This is a genomic window from Ruegeria sp. THAF33 (assembly GCF_009363615.1).
Lineage (GTDB): Bacteria > Pseudomonadota > Alphaproteobacteria > Rhodobacterales > Rhodobacteraceae > Ruegeria.
In genome coordinates, this window is the sequence record NZ_CP045385.1 from 436,583 (window position 1) to 452,615 (window position 16,033).

Annotated in this window: 13 protein-coding genes and 1 pseudogene; 6 read left to right on the top strand and 8 right to left on the bottom strand. The window is 57.5% G+C overall.

All coding sequences use genetic code 11. From position 1 onward, the window contains the following. Positions 1-19: 19 nt before the first annotated feature. The 4 genes from FIU92_RS19185 to FIU92_RS19200 all read right to left on the bottom strand — a co-directional run bounded on the left by FIU92_RS19185 (position 20) and on the right by FIU92_RS19200 (position 5,340). Positions 20-760 carry an aspartate/glutamate racemase family protein gene (locus FIU92_RS19185; protein ID WP_152460318.1) on the bottom strand — a complete coding sequence of 247 codons (741 nt, stop codon included), beginning with the start codon at positions 758-760 and terminating at the stop codon, positions 20-22. Between the two features lie 39 nt (positions 761-799). Continuing rightward, a complete protein-coding gene (locus FIU92_RS19190) occupies positions 800-2,038 on the bottom strand; it encodes an FAD-binding oxidoreductase (protein WP_152460319.1) in 1,239 nt (412 codons plus the stop codon). A gap of 1 nt (position 2,039) precedes the next feature. Further along, positions 2,040-4,253 (bottom strand): TRAP transporter fused permease subunit, encoded by a 2,214-nt coding sequence (locus FIU92_RS19195; protein ID WP_152460320.1) that lies wholly within the window; start codon positions 4,251-4,253, stop codon positions 2,040-2,042. Positions 4,254-4,332: 79 nt separating this feature from the next. Next, positions 4,333-5,340, bottom strand: a complete 1,008-nt coding sequence (locus tag FIU92_RS19200; protein ID WP_152460321.1) for a TAXI family TRAP transporter solute-binding subunit — start codon at positions 5,338-5,340, stop codon at positions 4,333-4,335. Between the two features lie 129 nt (positions 5,341-5,469). On the opposite strand from FIU92_RS19200, the gene FIU92_RS19205 reads away from it, so the two are divergent. Further along, positions 5,470-6,414 carry a LysR family transcriptional regulator gene (locus tag FIU92_RS19205; RefSeq protein WP_152460322.1) on the top strand — a complete coding sequence of 315 codons (945 nt, stop codon included), beginning with the start codon at positions 5,470-5,472 and terminating at the stop codon, positions 6,412-6,414. Between the two features lie 44 nt (positions 6,415-6,458). Here the strand turns inward: FIU92_RS19205 and FIU92_RS19210 are convergent, their stop codons facing one another. Genes FIU92_RS19210 through FIU92_RS19220 form a run of 3 tightly spaced genes read right to left on the bottom strand, consistent with a single transcriptional unit; the run spans position 6,459 to position 10,575 of the window. Next, the gene (locus FIU92_RS19210) at positions 6,459-8,672 is read right to left on the bottom strand and encodes a PAS-domain containing protein (protein WP_152460323.1); all 2,214 of its coding nucleotides are present in this window, start codon (positions 8,670-8,672) and stop codon (positions 6,459-6,461) included. 3 nt (positions 8,673-8,675) lie between these two features. Next, complete coding sequence (locus FIU92_RS19215) at positions 8,676-9,845, bottom strand: FIST N-terminal domain-containing protein (protein WP_152460324.1); 1,170 nt, start codon at positions 9,843-9,845, stop codon at positions 8,676-8,678. 46 nt (positions 9,846-9,891) lie between these two features. After that, positions 9,892-10,575 carry a response regulator transcription factor gene (locus FIU92_RS19220; RefSeq protein WP_152460325.1) on the bottom strand — a complete coding sequence of 228 codons (684 nt, stop codon included), beginning with the start codon at positions 10,573-10,575 and terminating at the stop codon, positions 9,892-9,894. A gap of 200 nt (positions 10,576-10,775) precedes the next feature. Between FIU92_RS19220 and FIU92_RS19225 the strand changes: the two genes are divergently transcribed. The 5 genes from FIU92_RS19225 (at position 10,776) to FIU92_RS19245 (ending at position 15,485) form a co-directional block, all read left to right on the top strand. Next, on the top strand, positions 10,776-11,012 hold the full coding sequence (locus FIU92_RS19225; RefSeq protein ID WP_152460326.1) for a hypothetical protein: 237 nt from the start codon (positions 10,776-10,778) through the stop codon (positions 11,010-11,012). 72 nt (positions 11,013-11,084) lie between these two features. Beyond that, the gene (locus FIU92_RS19230) at positions 11,085-11,609 is read left to right on the top strand and encodes a CoxG family protein (protein ID WP_152460327.1); all 525 of its coding nucleotides are present in this window, start codon (positions 11,085-11,087) and stop codon (positions 11,607-11,609) included. A 28-nt stretch (positions 11,610-11,637) separates the two neighbouring features. Next, complete coding sequence (locus FIU92_RS19235) at positions 11,638-12,120, top strand: (2Fe-2S)-binding protein (RefSeq protein ID WP_152460328.1); 483 nt, start codon at positions 11,638-11,640, stop codon at positions 12,118-12,120. Positions 12,121-12,200: 80 nt separating this feature from the next. Further along, a complete protein-coding gene (locus FIU92_RS19240; protein WP_152460329.1) occupies positions 12,201-14,561 on the top strand; it encodes a xanthine dehydrogenase family protein molybdopterin-binding subunit in 2,361 nt (786 codons plus the stop codon). Between the two features lie 132 nt (positions 14,562-14,693). Beyond that, complete coding sequence (locus tag FIU92_RS19245) at positions 14,694-15,485, top strand: xanthine dehydrogenase family protein subunit M (protein ID WP_152460330.1); 792 nt, start codon at positions 14,694-14,696, stop codon at positions 15,483-15,485. 237 nt (positions 15,486-15,722) lie between these two features. Here FIU92_RS19245 and FIU92_RS19250 read toward each other — a convergent pair. Next, positions 15,723-15,881 (bottom strand): annotated as a pseudogene (locus FIU92_RS19250) (FAD:protein FMN transferase); the annotation flags it as partial. Positions 15,882-16,033: the final 152 nt, after the last annotated feature.

A 16,033-nucleotide genomic window follows, 5' to 3' on the forward strand; every position in this document is an offset into this window, starting at 1 on the left:
ACACCAGCCTGCAAAGGCCTCAGCCCCACGGCATCAGCCCGCAATACCCGGTGCGCGCGCCTACATTGTGCGCCATTTGCGCCAGCGTCGTCAGGTCAAAGACCGGCAGTTTCAGGTCTTCTTGAATGCGCTTTGCATAAGGCGGAAGATCTGTGCATTCCAACACCACAGAACGTATTTCGGGCGTTTCGCGCTTCAGCCTGCGTGCAGTGTCCAGCACTTCGGCCTCGATCAGATCTGTGTCCATTCGGTTGCGCGCGTTGCGCAGGATGACTTCGGCAAACTCACTGGTGTGTTCCAGACCCTGTACGGCCACCGGAACGCCCCCCGCTCCAACGCCTTCAAAATGGCGTTGCGTCAGCGCTGACGAATCCGCTGTAATCACCCCGACCGGTGCGCTGGCCCCGGTCATGTGAAAGGCCAACGGCACCTGTATCAGGCTCGAAGCGAAAACAGGCACCGATACGGCTGCGGCCAGTTCTTTTTGGAACAGAGCGAGAAACCCGCAGCTTCCGGTAATCGCGCGCACGCCTTCAGCCTCAAGCCGTTGCGCGCCTTTTATGAATGGGTTCAGCAGATCAGGCGTCGGATTGTTCAGCAGCTTTGGCACCGTGACGCCATCTATCATCTCGTACAGCACCGGGAATGGCAGGCTGGAAGGGTTCTTGATATGACCGGGAGGTTTGGGAAAATAGCTTTCCAGACACAAAACCCCGATAGAGGCTCCGCAGATATTCTGTCCACCCTGATAGATCGGCATGATGGGGTAATCCTTCTTCGAAACGGTGGTTGTTGCGCGTCAAAATCGCGACAAGGCGAATGAATCCAACGGGATGTTGAGGCGCTGCCCTGACACCAGGTCAGCCACCAGCTCACCTGTTTTGGGGGCCATCATCAAACCGTAATGGGAATGACCAAAGGCGGTGAACAGGCCCTTGTGTCCTTCAACCGGACCGATCGCAGGCAAACTGTCGGGAAAAGACGGGCGTCGGCCCATCCAGAACTGTGTATCCGCGGTGTTCAGATCCGGCATCATTGCGCGGGCCTGTGCGGTCAGAAGCGACTGTTTGCGTGGGTCTGGCGGCGCGTCGATGCTGCCGAATTCGGCCGTGCCCGCCACACGCAGACCGTCCTGCATCGAACTGGCCACCACCTTGGCGTCCACGTCCATCACCGAGTTTTCCAGGCTGGCAGAGGGGGTCGGGAATTGGACGTGGTATCCACGCTCGGCCACCAGTGGTACGGGCAAACCCAAAGGTTTCAGCAACCCGGCAGACCAAACCCCGGCCGCCAGCACGACAGTATCGGCGTGAAGCGCGCCGGCCGGTGACGTTAAGTGCCATTGTCCGTCTTCCGTGCGCTTTAATTCTTTGACATCTGTCCGCACGAACTCGGCGCCTTGTTGACGGGCCTTGTCGGCCAAAACCGCACCGACCCGGCCAGGAGACGTGACCCGCGCCTGTCCCTTGATCAGGATCGCAGCCTTGAAATCTCGGGACAACGCAGGTTCGATCCGGCGCAATTCCGGTCCGTCGATCCGTTCTAGATGTCCGCCTTTTTCCTGCCGGATCAGATATCCCAGTTCTTTCAGGTCAGCCTGATCGGGGTTGCGAAACGCGTGGATATAGTTGGAATCAACAATAAGGTCTTCGTGCCCGGTATTTTGCAGATGTCTTCGGTACAGATCTATCGACGGGCGGCACAGCACCTCCATTGCGTCCGAGATATTGCGTACGGATTTCACGCTTGAATTCTTCAGGAACCTCAGGCCCCAGGGTATCATCCTGGGCCAGTACGCAGGTCTGACCGTCAACGCGCTTTTCGGGTCCAACAGCATCCCGGGGATCGTTTTCCAGATACCCGGCGTGGCCTGTGGAATGACCGACCAGGGCGAGACGACACCGGCATTGCCGAACGATGTCTCCTGCCCCGGTTCTCCACGGTCGATCAGACGCACGGCAATACCGCGCTCCTGCAACGAGAGCGCACAGCACAGACCGACGATCCCGGCGCCGATGATGGTCACTTGTTCAGGCATGTCAGACCGTTGCTTGAATTCGGCTGCGGGCGATCACCTGAGTGACGATGACAGGAGACGCCACCACCAATGCGATCAGGTCAGCCGTCAGCGTGGGCGCCACGAAGATAATCCCGGCAATGGCCATCAGGATGCGCGACACGAGGTTGAGTGGCTGCAACCAATACCCCACGACCGCTGCCGAAAGGGCGATGACACCGGCGATACAGCTGGCGGCGGTATAGGTAAATTCCCAAAGATCGAACCCGGTGGAAGACACGAACAGCAAAACCGGCGCATAGACGAACGCCATTGGTGCGATGACCTTGCCCAGTCCCAGCGTAAAGGCGGACAGCCCGGTGCGGAACGGGTTGGAATTCGCAATCGCCGCCGCCGCATAGGCCGACGTACAGACCGGAGGTGTGATCTCGGAGACCACGCCGTAATACAACACGAACAGATGGCTGGCGATGGGTGGAACCCCCAACTGCGCCAGCGCCGGCTGCGCCACCGAGACGAGCATGATGTACAGCGCCGTGGTCGGGATGCCGGCACCCATCAGGATGCAAACGATGGCAATGAAGACCAGCGAGATAAACAATTGCAGGTCTTCCATCGCAAACAATTGCCAGCTGCCGAATGAAATCATGTTGTAAAGGTCCGCGGCGAGGTTTCCTGCGCCCTGAGTAACCATGAACCCGATGCGGAAACCGATACCGGTTGTGTTGATCACACCAACGACGATACCTACTGCAGCGGCTGCAGCGCCCACGGCCAGAGAGTATTTCACACCCAACTCAACCGCTTGCAGCATCTCGGGCACTTCGATCCGCTTCTGCGGGTTCAGCGTGGCGATTACCGACAATCCGCACAGAATCGCGGTCATGGACAGGTCGAACCCACCGTCGGAGAACTTCCAAAGCACGAAGGCCAAGAACGCCGCTGCGTAGATCAGTGTTGGCGGTTGCTTGATCCGCGACATGCCCGCGATCACCGCCAGCGATATGCCGCAGAAGGCCGACATGAAGGGCGTGTATCCAGTGAACAAAACCACCAGCAATCCGATCAAGGGCACGATATTGGCCCAACCCTCGGCCCAGACAGCCTTGAGCTGCGGCAATTGCTCTTTCGCCAGACCTTGCAGGTTCAGCTTGCGTGCCATCAGATGCACCACGGCAAAGACGCCGACATAGTGCAGGATCGCCGGAAAGATCGCTGCGATCACGATTGTGGTATAGGGCACCTCGAGGAACTCGGCCATGATGAAGGCCGCAGCACCCATGATGGGCGGAGTGATCTGACCACCGGCCGAAGACGCGGCCTCGACCCCGCCTGCAAAGTGACCGGGGTATCCAAGGCGCTTCATGTTGGGAATTGTCAGCGCGCCGGTCGAAACGGTGTTAGCCACCGAAGAGCCCGAGATCGTGCCGAAGAAGGCCGAGGATACCACCGACACTTTGGCCGGACCACCCGTATAGCGACCCGCCAAAATGGTTGCGTTATCAATGAACAATTGTCCAAGCCCCGTTCGCTGAGCGATCACACCGAACAGGACAAAGTGGAACACGATGGTCGAAACGACCCAAAGCGTCACGCCATAGATTCCTTCCTGCGGAAAGTACATTGACGATACGAAGGTTTTGAAGTTCACGCCCGGATGTTGCAGCAATCCGGGGAAATAGGGACCCATCAGCGCGTATGAGATGAATACGCAGATGATCAGCGGCAATACCCAACCCAGCGTGCGGCGCGCAATGTCCAATACCAGAAGGATGATGATGACGCCGAGGATCACATCATAGATGTTTGGGTTGCCCATGCGGAAGGTTTGTTCCTCGATACCCAGGAACGGGATGCCGCGCCAGGCGAAACCCACGTAAAGTGCGGCGATGATGCCAAGCGCCATGAACACCAGATCATAAAAAGGGACGTTGCCGATGCGGAAGCGACTGACTTTGAGAGCATAGAGGCTTTTGGCCCCGACAATCGGGATCGTGGCGTAGACCAGAATGAACAGCAGAGCCAGATAGATGCCCATATGCCAGTGGTCGGCAGGCAGACCGAACCCAGCCGTGAAGAATTCGTAGAATGCAAAGATCAGGGCGACGACACGCAACACCTTGCCTGCCGTGGGCGTGACCTGCCGGACAGCGGCGCCTTCGTCGAACTGTTCTTCGATGGCCGCCAGTTCCTCGGCCGTCAGTTCGTGGTCATCAAGTTTCTGGGTCTCGGACATGATGGCCCCCGATTTCGCATAATTCCAGAGTGCGGTGCCCCAAGAAGGGGCACCGACGACAGGTTTCAGTCAGGTGTGGTTATTGAAGAAGACCGGCTTCTTTATAGAATTTCTCGGCACCCGGATGCAGCGGAACACCCAGCGCCTCGACGCCGTCGAGCGCAGTATCAGGCGTGATCTGCTTGCCTTTTGCGTGGCCGTTGTCCAGCAGCTTGCGCGTGTTGTCGTTCCACAGGGCCTTGGTCAGCTGATAGACCAGATCTTCGGACAGATCCGATGACACAACCAGCATCGCGCTTACCGCGGGGGTCTTGGTTTCGGAATCGATGCCCTCATATACACCGCCCGGGATAGCGGACGGGATATAGGCAGGAATGATCTCGTTGATCTTTGCCAAATCTTCATCGCTGAAGGAATGCAGGTTCATGCCCTTGGTCGAAGACAGCTGCACCATTGCGGCAACCGGCCATCCTGCTGCGTAGAAATAGGCGTCCAGTTGGCCATCGGCCAGACGTTCGGCACTCTGACTGTTGTTCAACTCGGCCTCATCCATGTTGTCACGGTTGACGCCCCAAGCTTCCAGCATTTGCAACACAGCGACCTGCGTTCCCGAACCAGCTTGCGCGATACCAACCCGCTTGCCTTTGAGATCACTCAGATCGTTGATGGTCTGACCCGCGGGAAGAACCAGGTGCAGGTCTTCGGGGAACAGGTTTGCGACGATGCGCAGTTTCGGGTGGGGTTTGCCTTCAAACTTGCCCTCACCCAGATACATTGAACGGGTTACATCTGCCGCGGCCAGGCCGGCCTCTAGCTCGCCGTTTTGCACGGCGGCATTGTTGAAGACTGACGCAGTTGTCGATTGTGCAATTGCGATCAACCCGGGCACGCCGCATTGGCCGCCCTCTTCGCAGGGGCGTGAGCCCGGAGGGGCCGAAATTCCGTTGGCGATGGTCCCGCCGATCGGGAAATAAGTGCCGCCTGCACCGCCGGTGCCGATGCGGAAAAAGGTTGGGTCCTGTGCAAGCGCCGGTGCAGCCAATGCACCCGCAAAAGCCAAACCCGTCAGGCATTTCATCAATCTCATCGTAAGCTCCCAGTTGTGGATCATTGGATTCGGTTTGTCCGAATTCTGATCCGTTCAGCCTATGGAGTTTTAGCATAAATACAAATTTGTTATATTTAACTAAACGAAAGTTTCGCTTATATATTAAACATGAACCTTGCTCAATTGACCGTTTTTCGTGAGGTGATGGAAACCGGGTCCATCTCTCAAACCGCAAAGAAGCTGAACAGGACACAACCTGCTATCAGCCTAGCAATCAAGAACCTGGAAAGAAGTCTTGGACTGACCCTGTTCGAACGAAAAGGCCGGCGTCTGATCCCAGTGCCAGAGGCGCACTACCTGCTGGCCGAGACCACCGGAATACTGGACAGATTATCTACGGTTTCCAGCACGATGCACGGGCTTCTTAAAGGAAGTTCGGGCAACCTGAATATTGCAGCAATGCCGGGACCGTCCATTTTTGCCTTCCCGAATTTCATCAGCCGTTCAGTTGGCGGGAATCCGGACATCCGGGTTACGCTGTCGACCCGCAGTTCGCCACAGATAATGGAACTTGCAGGCACTCAGAACATTGATTTCGGGTTTGCAGATTTCGAACACCCGGTCGGAAAGAAACCGCAATTCACGGCAGAGATCATCAGCGGAGACTGCTTTTGCGCAATGGATCGGGACAACCCGTTGGCGCAAGAAAAGGCCGTTACGATTTCAGATCTCGATGATGTGCCAATGGGTGGACTGTATGACACCCACCCTTTTCAGAAGAAAGTGCAACGCGCTTTTCAGATGGTTGCCGCCACTTACAAACCAAGTGTGACGTGCCAGTATTTTCTTCCGCTCATTCCGTTTGTTGGATCGGGGCAGTGCTGCTCGATTGTCGATCCGTTGACTGTTGCGACGGAACGGAAGCTGAATATCTCGCATGGCCGTGTGGTATTCCTGCCTTTCAAGGACCCCCTCAGATACGAATACGCCATCCTGTCGCCGGATCATCGCCCCCCGTCGCAATTGGCGCTGAAAATAAAAGCGGGATGGAAGGCGGAAGTTGTGTCGATGCTGGATCAGACCAACGCCAACCCGCGGACTGAAGACTTCTGAAAGACACCCGGCCGCACTGCGACGCAGACGACAACCGGAAAAACTCAGATGCCGCGCGCAACAGAGGCCTCCAGCGTCGATTTGAGCAGTTGCGGATCTATCGGTTTGTAAAACAGCGGCAGCTTTGCTTGTTTGCATTGCTGGACAAGCTCTTGTGATCGATTGGCTGAGATAATACAGCCGGGCAAATGCCCGAATTCATCCGTCAGGGCGCGCATGGCGTCCGTGCCTGTTTTTCCGTTGTTCAATTGATAGTCGGCGACAACAAAGTCTGGCAGGATGCCTATTTCGCGCAGAAGGCCAATCGCTTCGCTTTCGCTTTCGCATTCCAGAACCTCGACGCCCCAGGATTCGATGGTCATGGTCAACGCGCCGCGCAGGTTTTCATCGTTTTCGATCAACAGGGCGACGGTGTTGCCCAGCACATTCGAGTTTGGTTTTTGCACCACTGAAGAGCAGAGAGAAACCTCTGGTTTCGCCCGGGCCAAAGGTATTTCGACCGAAAACCCCGTGCCCTTTCCAGCTTCGGAAAACAGGTGGATGGGGTGTTGAAGCAACCCGCAGGCCCGCTCGACAATCGCAAGACCCAACCCCATGCCTTCGGCGGCGCTGGCATCTGAATGCAAACGCTGAAATTCCTGAAACACGATATCTCTTTGATCTGATGCTATGCCGATGCCCGTGTCCCAGACTTCCAAAGCAATTGCGTTCTTGCGATGCCTGACACCAACAAGAACTTTCCCGGTCTCGGTATACCGGATCGCGTTTGACAGCAGATTCTGCAATATACGCCGAAGGTAACTGGCATCGCTTGTGACCAGAGCCTTTGTGTCAACAAAACGCAGTTTCAGACCTTTGGCCTGGGCGACGGGATTGAATGCGTCTTCCATCTGCAAGAAAAGCTCGCCCACCGACACCGTGGACAGATGCGCCTTGGCCCGCCCGGAATCCAGCTTTGAGATGTCCAGCAGGGCTTCGAGAATGTGTTCGACACTGTTCAGGGCGCTTTCTGCTTTTGCTGCAACGGTCTGCGCGGTGTCAGTGTCCAAACCGCTGCCCAGTGACGCAACATAGAGCTTTGCAGCAGACAGAGGTTGCAACAGGTCATGGCTGGCGGCGGCCACAAAACGCGATTTTGACGCGTTCGCCCGTTCAGCCTCGTTCAGCGCGTCCGCAAGTTCCATTGTGCGTGACGCCACACGTTGTTCCAAAAGTTCCTTGGCTTCATACAAGGCCTGCGCAGACCTCCGTTCCGCAGTTACATCGGTAAAGGAAATCACAAAGCCCCGATCGGGCATTTCCTGGGCAAAGACCGACAGGATTTTCGATCGCCCCCGATGCATCTGGAACTGAAGAGGGCGGCGATAGGTTGGTCGGCTGACCCAATCCAGCAGATCCGCCTCGGTTATGCCTTTCTGAAAGCTGATGTTGTCGCCCAAGCGATTAGACAGGGTTTCAAACCGCGTGCCCATCTGAAACTGAGTGATCGGTATTGCCAAAAGCTCGCTTGCGCGGGTGTTCCACCCGATCATGCGGTGCTTGTTGTCAAAGATGCAGACGCCCTGATCGATATGTTCAAGCGTAGCGCGGATCAGCCGCGCCTTATCGTCAAGAATGCGATCCCTTTCTTGCCGTTCGATCCGCATGATGTCTGTTACGTCAGTTTGCAGGATCACGGTGCCCCCGTCTGGGGTGCGGTGTTCTGACACTTGCGTCCACCGATTGCCCGAAAGACGAACATTGAACACCACGTGATCATCTGCGTGACGATCCAGGCGGCTTCTGGCCCAATCCTCTGGGGTCATTGTCTCCGGCAAGGACAGGAACCCGGATTGGCTGACCAGTTCCACGTAGTCGGCAAAGCGCAAGCCGGGGTTCAGCTGTTCCTGAATGTCGGGCATATGCATCCCGAACCTGCTGTTGCACAGGACCAGCTCTTCGTCTCGATTGAACAGGGCGAAGCCTTCCTGCACCGTTTCGATCGCATTTGCCAAATCTGCGCGTGCCGCTTCGGTTTCCTTGTTGGCCTGCGCCAACCTGGCGTTGGAGTCATTCAGAAGCTCAAGCGCGCGCTCAAGGTCATCCGTACGGGCGCGGACCTCTTGTTCAAGCACCGCCGCCCGTTGGAACTGAGCATAAGCCGCGCCAGAGGCATTGGTGGATTCTTCGACCCGCCGCATCAGTGCTTCTGCGATTTTCCTAAGCTTCTCGTTCTGACGATCAAGTGAGTCCGAGGGGTCTGTGAGATGCTCGATCATACCTTAATCTTTCTCGGGCGGGTATATCGCCACGCCGGTCAGAGTCTGGTTCACATGAATCGAATTGAATTGCTCTCCATAGGTCGAGAAACCGACCACGTGATGGCGGGACAGGATGTCCGAGATCGCGTGCGTCTTCTGCTTTTGCTGGGCCTCCAGCCGACGAAGGATGCAGTCACAACCCAAAATGGTGTCGGGTTGCTGCTTCTCGGTCAACAGGCTGATTTCTTCCTGTAGATGTTCAACCATGTCCCGAGGTTCTGCCAGCGTCAGGACCAAGCCTTCGTCAATCGCCGAAAAAAAGACGAGATCGCCATTTCCCGCCACCTGCTGGATCGCGCGGACATGGTGTTGCCCGCCTATTTGCACAACGACCGGATGGGCCGCGAATGTGAATGTGGTGAGCTGTTCGGGGTCTTTCCCGAGAATACGGGCGTATTCGCGGGCAGCGGGTTCGGCATTGATTTCCTGAACGATTCGTTTTGCCGGGTCTGCCTTGGTCACGACCATGCGATGGGCGGTGGGCAGAAGGTGATCGGTCTTGAACACCTTGATCGGACACCGCGTGCGAACCTGCGTGAGTACGGCTGCGTTGCTTCTTGCCTGCCCCTGATACAGAACATATGTGCGCCCGAATTTGGTTCCGTCCCCCGCCGAACCGCCGAACAATGGCACCGGTCCCAGCCCCACAGCCAACTCCGACGTCAGTTCATCTTCTTTTGTCGACAGCCCGTCGATCATCAGAAAAGTGAATTCATGGCTCCAGTCGGGTGCGTTCGCCATCATCGCATTTCTGTTGTGGATCATCTCTTTGATGATGCTGTCGGAATCGAATTCGTTCAGATCCGGAACAAGAACCGTGCGTATGTCAAAATGGGATTGCGGCAGGCCGATCGCGACGATCTGATCTTCGCAATACCCACTATCCGCCAGCTCTCCGGCGGTGGTGCAACCAACAATCGGGGTCGGCGCAAAGGCGCGTTCGGCATCCGCGATCACCACGGATGCATCGGCGTTCGGGCTGACAAAAAGAATGACAAGCGCAAGTGGGTCATCACCCAACTGGCGTCTGAGTGTCTCGATCGACTGCCCGGTGTCGTGTCGTGCAAAAGCCGTTTTGACGATGCCTGGCGTACGGGCCCGGGCTGTTGCCCACCCGACTGCTTGGTCCATCGTGCCTCCTCCCTAAAAGCGCGACAATGACGTGAGAGTATGACGCTTAGCCTTGGTCTTGCAAGACACTGGCAAAGGACGCTTTCTTGACGATCAGAACCGCCTGCGTACGGCTTTGGACACCCAGTTTTCGCATTATTGCTGTCACGTGCGCTTTGACCGTCGTTTCCGCAATCGACAAGTCATAGGCGATTTGCTTGTTCAGTTTGCCTTCGCAGATCAGTTGCAGGATGCGCGCCTGCTGATTTGTCAGTGTCGCCAGTCGTTTTACGGCTTCGCCGTGTTCGTCCTCTTCCTCTGCGTCAATCAAAACACAGCCCTCCGGCACGAAAACGTCACCGGCATGCACTGTCTCGAATGCAGTGCGGAACACGTCGCGTTGACTGTGCTTGGGGACATAGCCCGATGCGCCGGCCTGTATCACCTGGCTGACAACGCGGTTATCCGTCAGCGACGACACCACGATCACCGGTGCGTCCGTGGAAGCCTTCAAGCGGATCAGACCTTCCAGACCGTCCACATCCGGCAAATTGAGATCCAGCATGACCGCATCGGGCTTCAGCCCACTTGCCAGCAGATCCAAGGCGTCCTCCAGTCGGTCTGCCGTATGTATTTCCCGGATCTGAGCCACACTTTGCAGGGTCATCGACAAGGCGTCGCAAAACAACGGATGGTCATCAACGATCAGAACGTTATCGAAATCATTGCGCGCGGCGGATTCAGCAAACATCTGGTATAGCCTTTTGCATTCAAATGGTCTCCAGCCTAACCAATCCTAGCAACGAATGAAAACCACGCATACTGGCGGAAGGTCGTATTACAACGCGCACCCCGGATCAGGATCAGAAGCGTGTGACATGTTCTGTAACTGAACCGGATCAGCTCGCCGTTCTCTTGTCCGGGTTGCAGGCTGCCCGGCGATGCCCGAGCATGTCAGGAACGACCAAGTTTTCTACTCCGTCTTGGTCGCCCACCGCAGTGAATGCACTATTCGACGTCCAGGATATCAGAACTGCTGGCGACCTGAGCCAATATCAGTCGCGTTTCAAATTTTGGTTACACAGCTATGATGCTGGTGTTTCCAGATTAGCGATGTCGCAGGAAGGGCGTATCGCCGAAATCTTCAAACGTCACGGCCTTACACATTCGCCGCTCGCGCTGCGGTGACTACACCCAAGGTCTTATAGGCAAGGCTGCGAACACCGCGTAGCGTAACAAAAATATACTTGGAGAAGTGAAATGGAACTCAATGACAGCCGCGTCATCGCCGCGCCGCGATCCAAAGTCTGGGCCTCGCTCTTGTCGGCAGAAGTTCTGAAGGAATGCGTGCCGGGATGTCAGGAGATGACAGGCTCGATCGAAGACGGGTTCGAGGCCACCGTCGTGCAAAAAGTAGGCCCGGTCAAAGCGACGTTCAAAGGCTCTGTAACCCTTTCTGATCTCGTGGAGCTTGAAAGCGTGAAGTTATCGGGTGAAGGTAAGGGAGGAGCCGCCGGATTTGCCAAAGGCGTGGCCGACGTCACCTTGTCGGATGCCCCCGAAGGCACACTGCTGACCTACGCGGTCGATGCACGCGTCGGTGGCAAACTGGCTCAGTTGGGGGGGCGCGTGATCGATGGGGTTGCCAGAAAAATGGCCGACCAGTTCTTTGAGAACTTTCAGAATGCGGTCGAACCTCAGGATGCGCCCGAGCCCGAAACCTCGGAAGAAGGCGAGACCGGGGAAGAAAAGAAAGGTTGGATCAAGCGCGTGTTAGGCGGTTGATCCTTTGGAATTCAGGGAGGAGAAAGTCATGAAAATTTCCATGACCGTGAACGGCAAAGCCGTAAGCGGAGACGTCGAGGGCCGGACATTGCTGTCCGGTTTTCTGCGCGATCATCTGTCTTTGACTGGCACGCATGTGGGGTGCGACACTGCGCAATGCGGCGCTTGCGTGGTGCATGTGAATGGCGAAGCGGTGAAATCGTGCAACATGCTTGCCGCCGAAGCAGATGGGGCTGATGTCGGCACGATCGAAGGCCAGGCAACAGCGGATGGGTCGTTGAACGTGATACAGCAGGCGTTTCAGGATCACCACGGTCTGCAATGCGGATTCTGCACTCCGGGCATGGTGATGAGCGCCGCCGCGCTGCTGAAAGAGAACCCGCGCCCGACTGAGGCCGAAATCCGGAAGTATCTGGAGGGCAACCTGTGCCGCTGTACCGGGTATCACAACATCGTCAAAGCGATCATGGCCGCATCCGGCCAGGACGTGGGCAGCATCGCTGCGGAATGATGCCGCTGCGGGCGTCGGAAGCACGCCCGTGGGATGAGTGAGGGATGCAACAGCATCCGTTTATGGGAGGAGAACAAGCAATGCCCAAAGACAGTGGCATCGGAGCCAGTTCCAAGCGGCGCGAGGACGTGCGCTTTCTGACCGGAGCAGGCAATTATACCGACGACATCAACGTACATGGCCAGGCCTATGTGCATTTTCTGCGGTCCGACATCGCGCATGGTCGGATCAAGTCCGTGGACACTTCGGCGGCCGAAGGCATGCCGGGTGTGGTCAAGGTGTTTACCGGCAAGGATTTCGAAGGCGTGGGCGGCATGCCCTGCGGCTGGGAAGTCACCGACAAGCACGGCGCGCCGATGCAAGAGCCGCCGCACCCCATTCTGGCGCAAGGCAAAGTGCGTCATGTGGGCGACCCGATCGCAGCCGTTGTGGCCGACAGTCTTGAGCAGGCCCGCGACGCGGCTGAGGCCATCGAAGTGGATATCGAGGAACTGCCCGCGGTGATCGAAATGAAGGCAGCCGCGCAGGATGGCGCGACGTTGGTCCATGACGATCTGAAGAACAACATCTGCTATGACTGGCAACTGGGTGAGGCGGACGATGCCAAGGTGAACGAGGTGTTTGCCAACGCCGCGCATGTCACCACGCTGGAGCTTGTGAACAACCGTCTGGTCGCCAACCCGATGGAACCGCGCGTGGCCGTGGCGGAATACAGTCGGGGCACGGATGAATACACGCTCTATACTACGTCGCAGAACCCGCATGTGATCCGGCTGCTGATGTGCGCCTTTGTGCTCGGCCTGCCCGAGCACAAGGTCCGCGTCGTGGCGCCGGATGTGGGCGGCGGTTTCGGCACCAAGATTTTCCACTATGCGGAAGAGGCATTCTGCACCTTCGCCGCCAAGGCCTGCAACCGCCCGGTCAAGTGGACGGCCAGCCGGTCCGAGGCGTTCATGTCGGATGCACAGGGCCGCGACCATGTCAGCAAGATCGAGCTGGCGCTGGATGCCGACAACAATTTCGTCGGCCTGCGTACCAACACTTACGCCAATCTGGGCGCGTATCTATCCACCTTCTCCAGCTCGGTCCCGACCTGGCTGCACGGCACGCTGATGGCGGGCAACTACAAGACGCCGGTCATTCAGGTGAACGTGAAGGCAATGTTCACCAATACGGTGCCGGTGGACGCCTATCGCGGCGCAGGCCGCCCCGAGGCGACGTACCAGCTGGAACGTGTGATCGACAAAGCCGCGCGCGAACTGGGTGCCGATCCGATCGCCCTGCGTCGACAGAACTTCATCACGCAGTTCCCCTACGACACGCCGGTGGCGCTGACCTATGACACCGGGGACTACAACGGAACGATGGACAAGCTTGAGGCCGCCGCCGATCTGGCAGGTTTTGCAGCGCGGCGCGCGCAAAGTGAAGCCAACGGCAAGCTTCGGGGTTTGGGCATTAACTGCTATATTGAGGCCTGCGGCATCGCGCCTTCCAACATTGTCGGCATGCTCGGGGCCCGAGCGGGCCTCTATGATGCAGCAACTGTTCGGGTTAATGCGACAGGCTCCATCAGCGTCATGGTCGGCGCGCACAGCCATGGACAGGGACACGAGACGGCCTTTCCGCAGGTGGTGGCCGACATGATCGGTATCGACGAGTCGATGGTCGAGATCGTACATGGCGATACCTCGAAAATCCCGTTCGGTATGGGCACATACGGTTCGCGTTCGCTGGCGGTCTGTGGCTCGGCCATGGTCAAGGCGACCGAAAAGGTGATCGACAAGGCCAAGAAGATCGCCGCCCACCTGCTGGAGGCATCCGAGGCCGATATCGAGCTCAAGGACGGTCAGTTCAGCGTTGCGGGTACTGATAAGTCAGTGGCCTGGGGCGATGTGACCCTGACGGCCTATGTCCCGCACAACTATCCGCTGGAAGTGGAGCCCGGATTGGAGGAAACCGCTTTCTATGATCCGGCCAACTTTACCTTCCCGGCAGGCGCCTATGCCTGCGAGGTCGAGGTCGATCCGGAAACCGGTCAGGTCAGCATCGAGAAATTCACTGCGGCGGATGATTTCGGCAACATCATCAATCCAATGATCGTGGATGGTCAGGTCCATGGCGGTATCGGTCAGGGCATCGGGCAGGCGCTGCTTGAGAACTGTGCCTATGACGAAAACGGCCAGCTGCTGAGTGCGTCCTTCATGGACTATGCGATGCCGCGTGCGGATGACGTGCCATTCTACGGCGTAGATCATTCCAGCCAGACACCATGTACGCACAATCCCTTGGGCGTAAAGGGCTGTGGCGAAGCCGGTGCGATCGGGTCGCCACCTGCGGTCGTCAACGCGGTTCTTGACGCGCTGAATTCGGGCGGCAAGGCGGTGGACCATATCGACATGCCGGTCAGCCCCTCGCGCGTTTGGGCGGCGATGAACGGTTGAGTGGAGAGAGCGGACCGGGGGCCGGCCCGTCGCCATTGGTTTCTCGGACCAATGACGCAACCAATAACGACCCCCGGGATATTTACAGCCAGATGAAGGGCGGATCCGCGCCTTTCGGAAAGGAAAGACGAAATGTACAGTTTCGAGTTTGAGAAACCCTCGACCATTGCTGATGCGGTTGCTGCACTGGCCGCCGAGGATGCGCAGGCGTTGGGGGGCGGACAGACGCTGATCCCAACATTGAAGCAACGGTTGGCGGCCCCGTCCAAGTTGGTGTCGGTCAGCGGAATTCCCGAGATGCAAGGCGTTTGCATCGAGGATGACGGATCGGTGTCGATCGGTGGCGCGACGCCCCACGCTGTCGTCGCCCGCGAGGCCGCAGGGTCGTATCCAGCGCTTGCAGCGCTGGCCGGTCAGATTGGCGATCCGGCAGTCCGCAACCGCGGGACGATTGGCGGCTCGGTTGCCAACAATGACCCTGCGGCCTGCTATCCGGCAGGCGTATTGGGATCAGGGGCGACTATCGTGACCAATACGCGCCAGATTGCCGCCGATGACTTTTTCCAGGGAATGTTCACGACAGCTCTGGATGAGGGTGAAATCATCACATCAATCCGTTTCCCGGTACCGCAAGCCGCGAGCTACCGGAAATTCCTTCAGCCAGCGTCGCGTTTTGCGCTTGTCGGGGTTTACCTGGCTCGCTTTGCGGATGGCGTACGCGTCGCGGTTACCGGCGCGAGCGAGGACGGCGTTTTCCGGTGGTCCGAGGCTGAACAGGCGCTGAACAAAGAGTTTCGCCCTGATGCCCTTATGGACCTGCGTGTAAACCCGGCAAACATGATTGCGGATCTGCATGGGAGCAAGGAGTATCGGGCGCATCTTGTTTCGGTCATGACCAAACGCGCGGTTGAAGACTGCTTGTAAAGAATTGGTCGGTAAAATCGAAAAGTCCCGGTGTGATCCGGGGCTTTTTATCTTTGCAGTGTCACCACTTTTCCATTGGGGCGGACACAGATCGCGATGCACTCGCCGGTTGCCCGCGCAAGGGTCGCGGCTATTTCTGCCTCGGAAGCATGACAGAATGCCGTTGAAAGCGCGTCTGCCGTCGTAGCGTCCGGTGCCTGGACCAGACGTAGCGATGGCGCGGTCTTTCAAATGCGTGACTTCGACAGGTTCGTGCACTGGATCCGAGACGCCCAGCAGCCTCTGATGGCCGCTTGCATAATACTCTCCGATATTGACCAGAACCTTTTCCCACCCGACCTTGCGCAAGGCGCAAACGACCAGATCGGTGGCGAAACCTTGAGCGATGCCGTTCAGGGTAAGCGCTAGTCCCTGCCCATAGCCCTAAGGCGGCCTTTCATCTATAGTTGCAACCGCAAGGAATTCGAACTTGGCGGGTGTAGCTGGCGGGTGATGCGGCCTTCGCCGGTCCGGTGTGCAAACTGTCACCACGTCAGCCAAGGGCGGCG

What these genes read in the sequence shown, in the direction of transcription:
- FIU92_RS19185 (WP_152460318.1), bottom strand. Translation starts at nt 760, where the DNA reads ATGCCGATCTATCAGGGTGGACAGAATATCTGCGGAGCCTCTATCGGG.
- FIU92_RS19190 (WP_152460319.1), bottom strand. Translation starts at nt 2,038, where the DNA reads ATGCCTGAACAAGTGACCATCATCGGCGCCGGGATCGTCGGTCTGTGC.
- FIU92_RS19195 (WP_152460320.1), bottom strand. Translation starts at nt 4,253, where the DNA reads ATGTCCGAGACCCAGAAACTTGATGACCACGAACTGACGGCCGAGGAA.
- FIU92_RS19200 (WP_152460321.1), bottom strand. Translation starts at nt 5,340, where the DNA reads ATGAGATTGATGAAATGCCTGACGGGTTTGGCTTTTGCGGGTGCATTG.
- FIU92_RS19205 (WP_152460322.1), top strand. Translation starts at nt 5,470, where the DNA reads ATGAACCTTGCTCAATTGACCGTTTTTCGTGAGGTGATGGAAACCGGG.
- FIU92_RS19210 (WP_152460323.1), bottom strand. Translation starts at nt 8,672, where the DNA reads ATGATCGAGCATCTCACAGACCCCTCGGACTCACTTGATCGTCAGAAC.
- FIU92_RS19215 (WP_152460324.1), bottom strand. Translation starts at nt 9,845, where the DNA reads ATGGACCAAGCAGTCGGGTGGGCAACAGCCCGGGCCCGTACGCCAGGC.
- FIU92_RS19220 (WP_152460325.1), bottom strand. Translation starts at nt 10,575, where the DNA reads ATGTTTGCTGAATCCGCCGCGCGCAATGATTTCGATAACGTTCTGATC.
- FIU92_RS19225 (WP_152460326.1), top strand. Translation starts at nt 10,776, where the DNA reads ATGTCAGGAACGACCAAGTTTTCTACTCCGTCTTGGTCGCCCACCGCA.
- FIU92_RS19230 (WP_152460327.1), top strand. Translation starts at nt 11,085, where the DNA reads ATGGAACTCAATGACAGCCGCGTCATCGCCGCGCCGCGATCCAAAGTC.
- FIU92_RS19235 (WP_152460328.1), top strand. Translation starts at nt 11,638, where the DNA reads ATGAAAATTTCCATGACCGTGAACGGCAAAGCCGTAAGCGGAGACGTC.
- FIU92_RS19240 (WP_152460329.1), top strand. Translation starts at nt 12,201, where the DNA reads ATGCCCAAAGACAGTGGCATCGGAGCCAGTTCCAAGCGGCGCGAGGAC.
- FIU92_RS19245 (WP_152460330.1), top strand. Translation starts at nt 14,694, where the DNA reads ATGTACAGTTTCGAGTTTGAGAAACCCTCGACCATTGCTGATGCGGTT.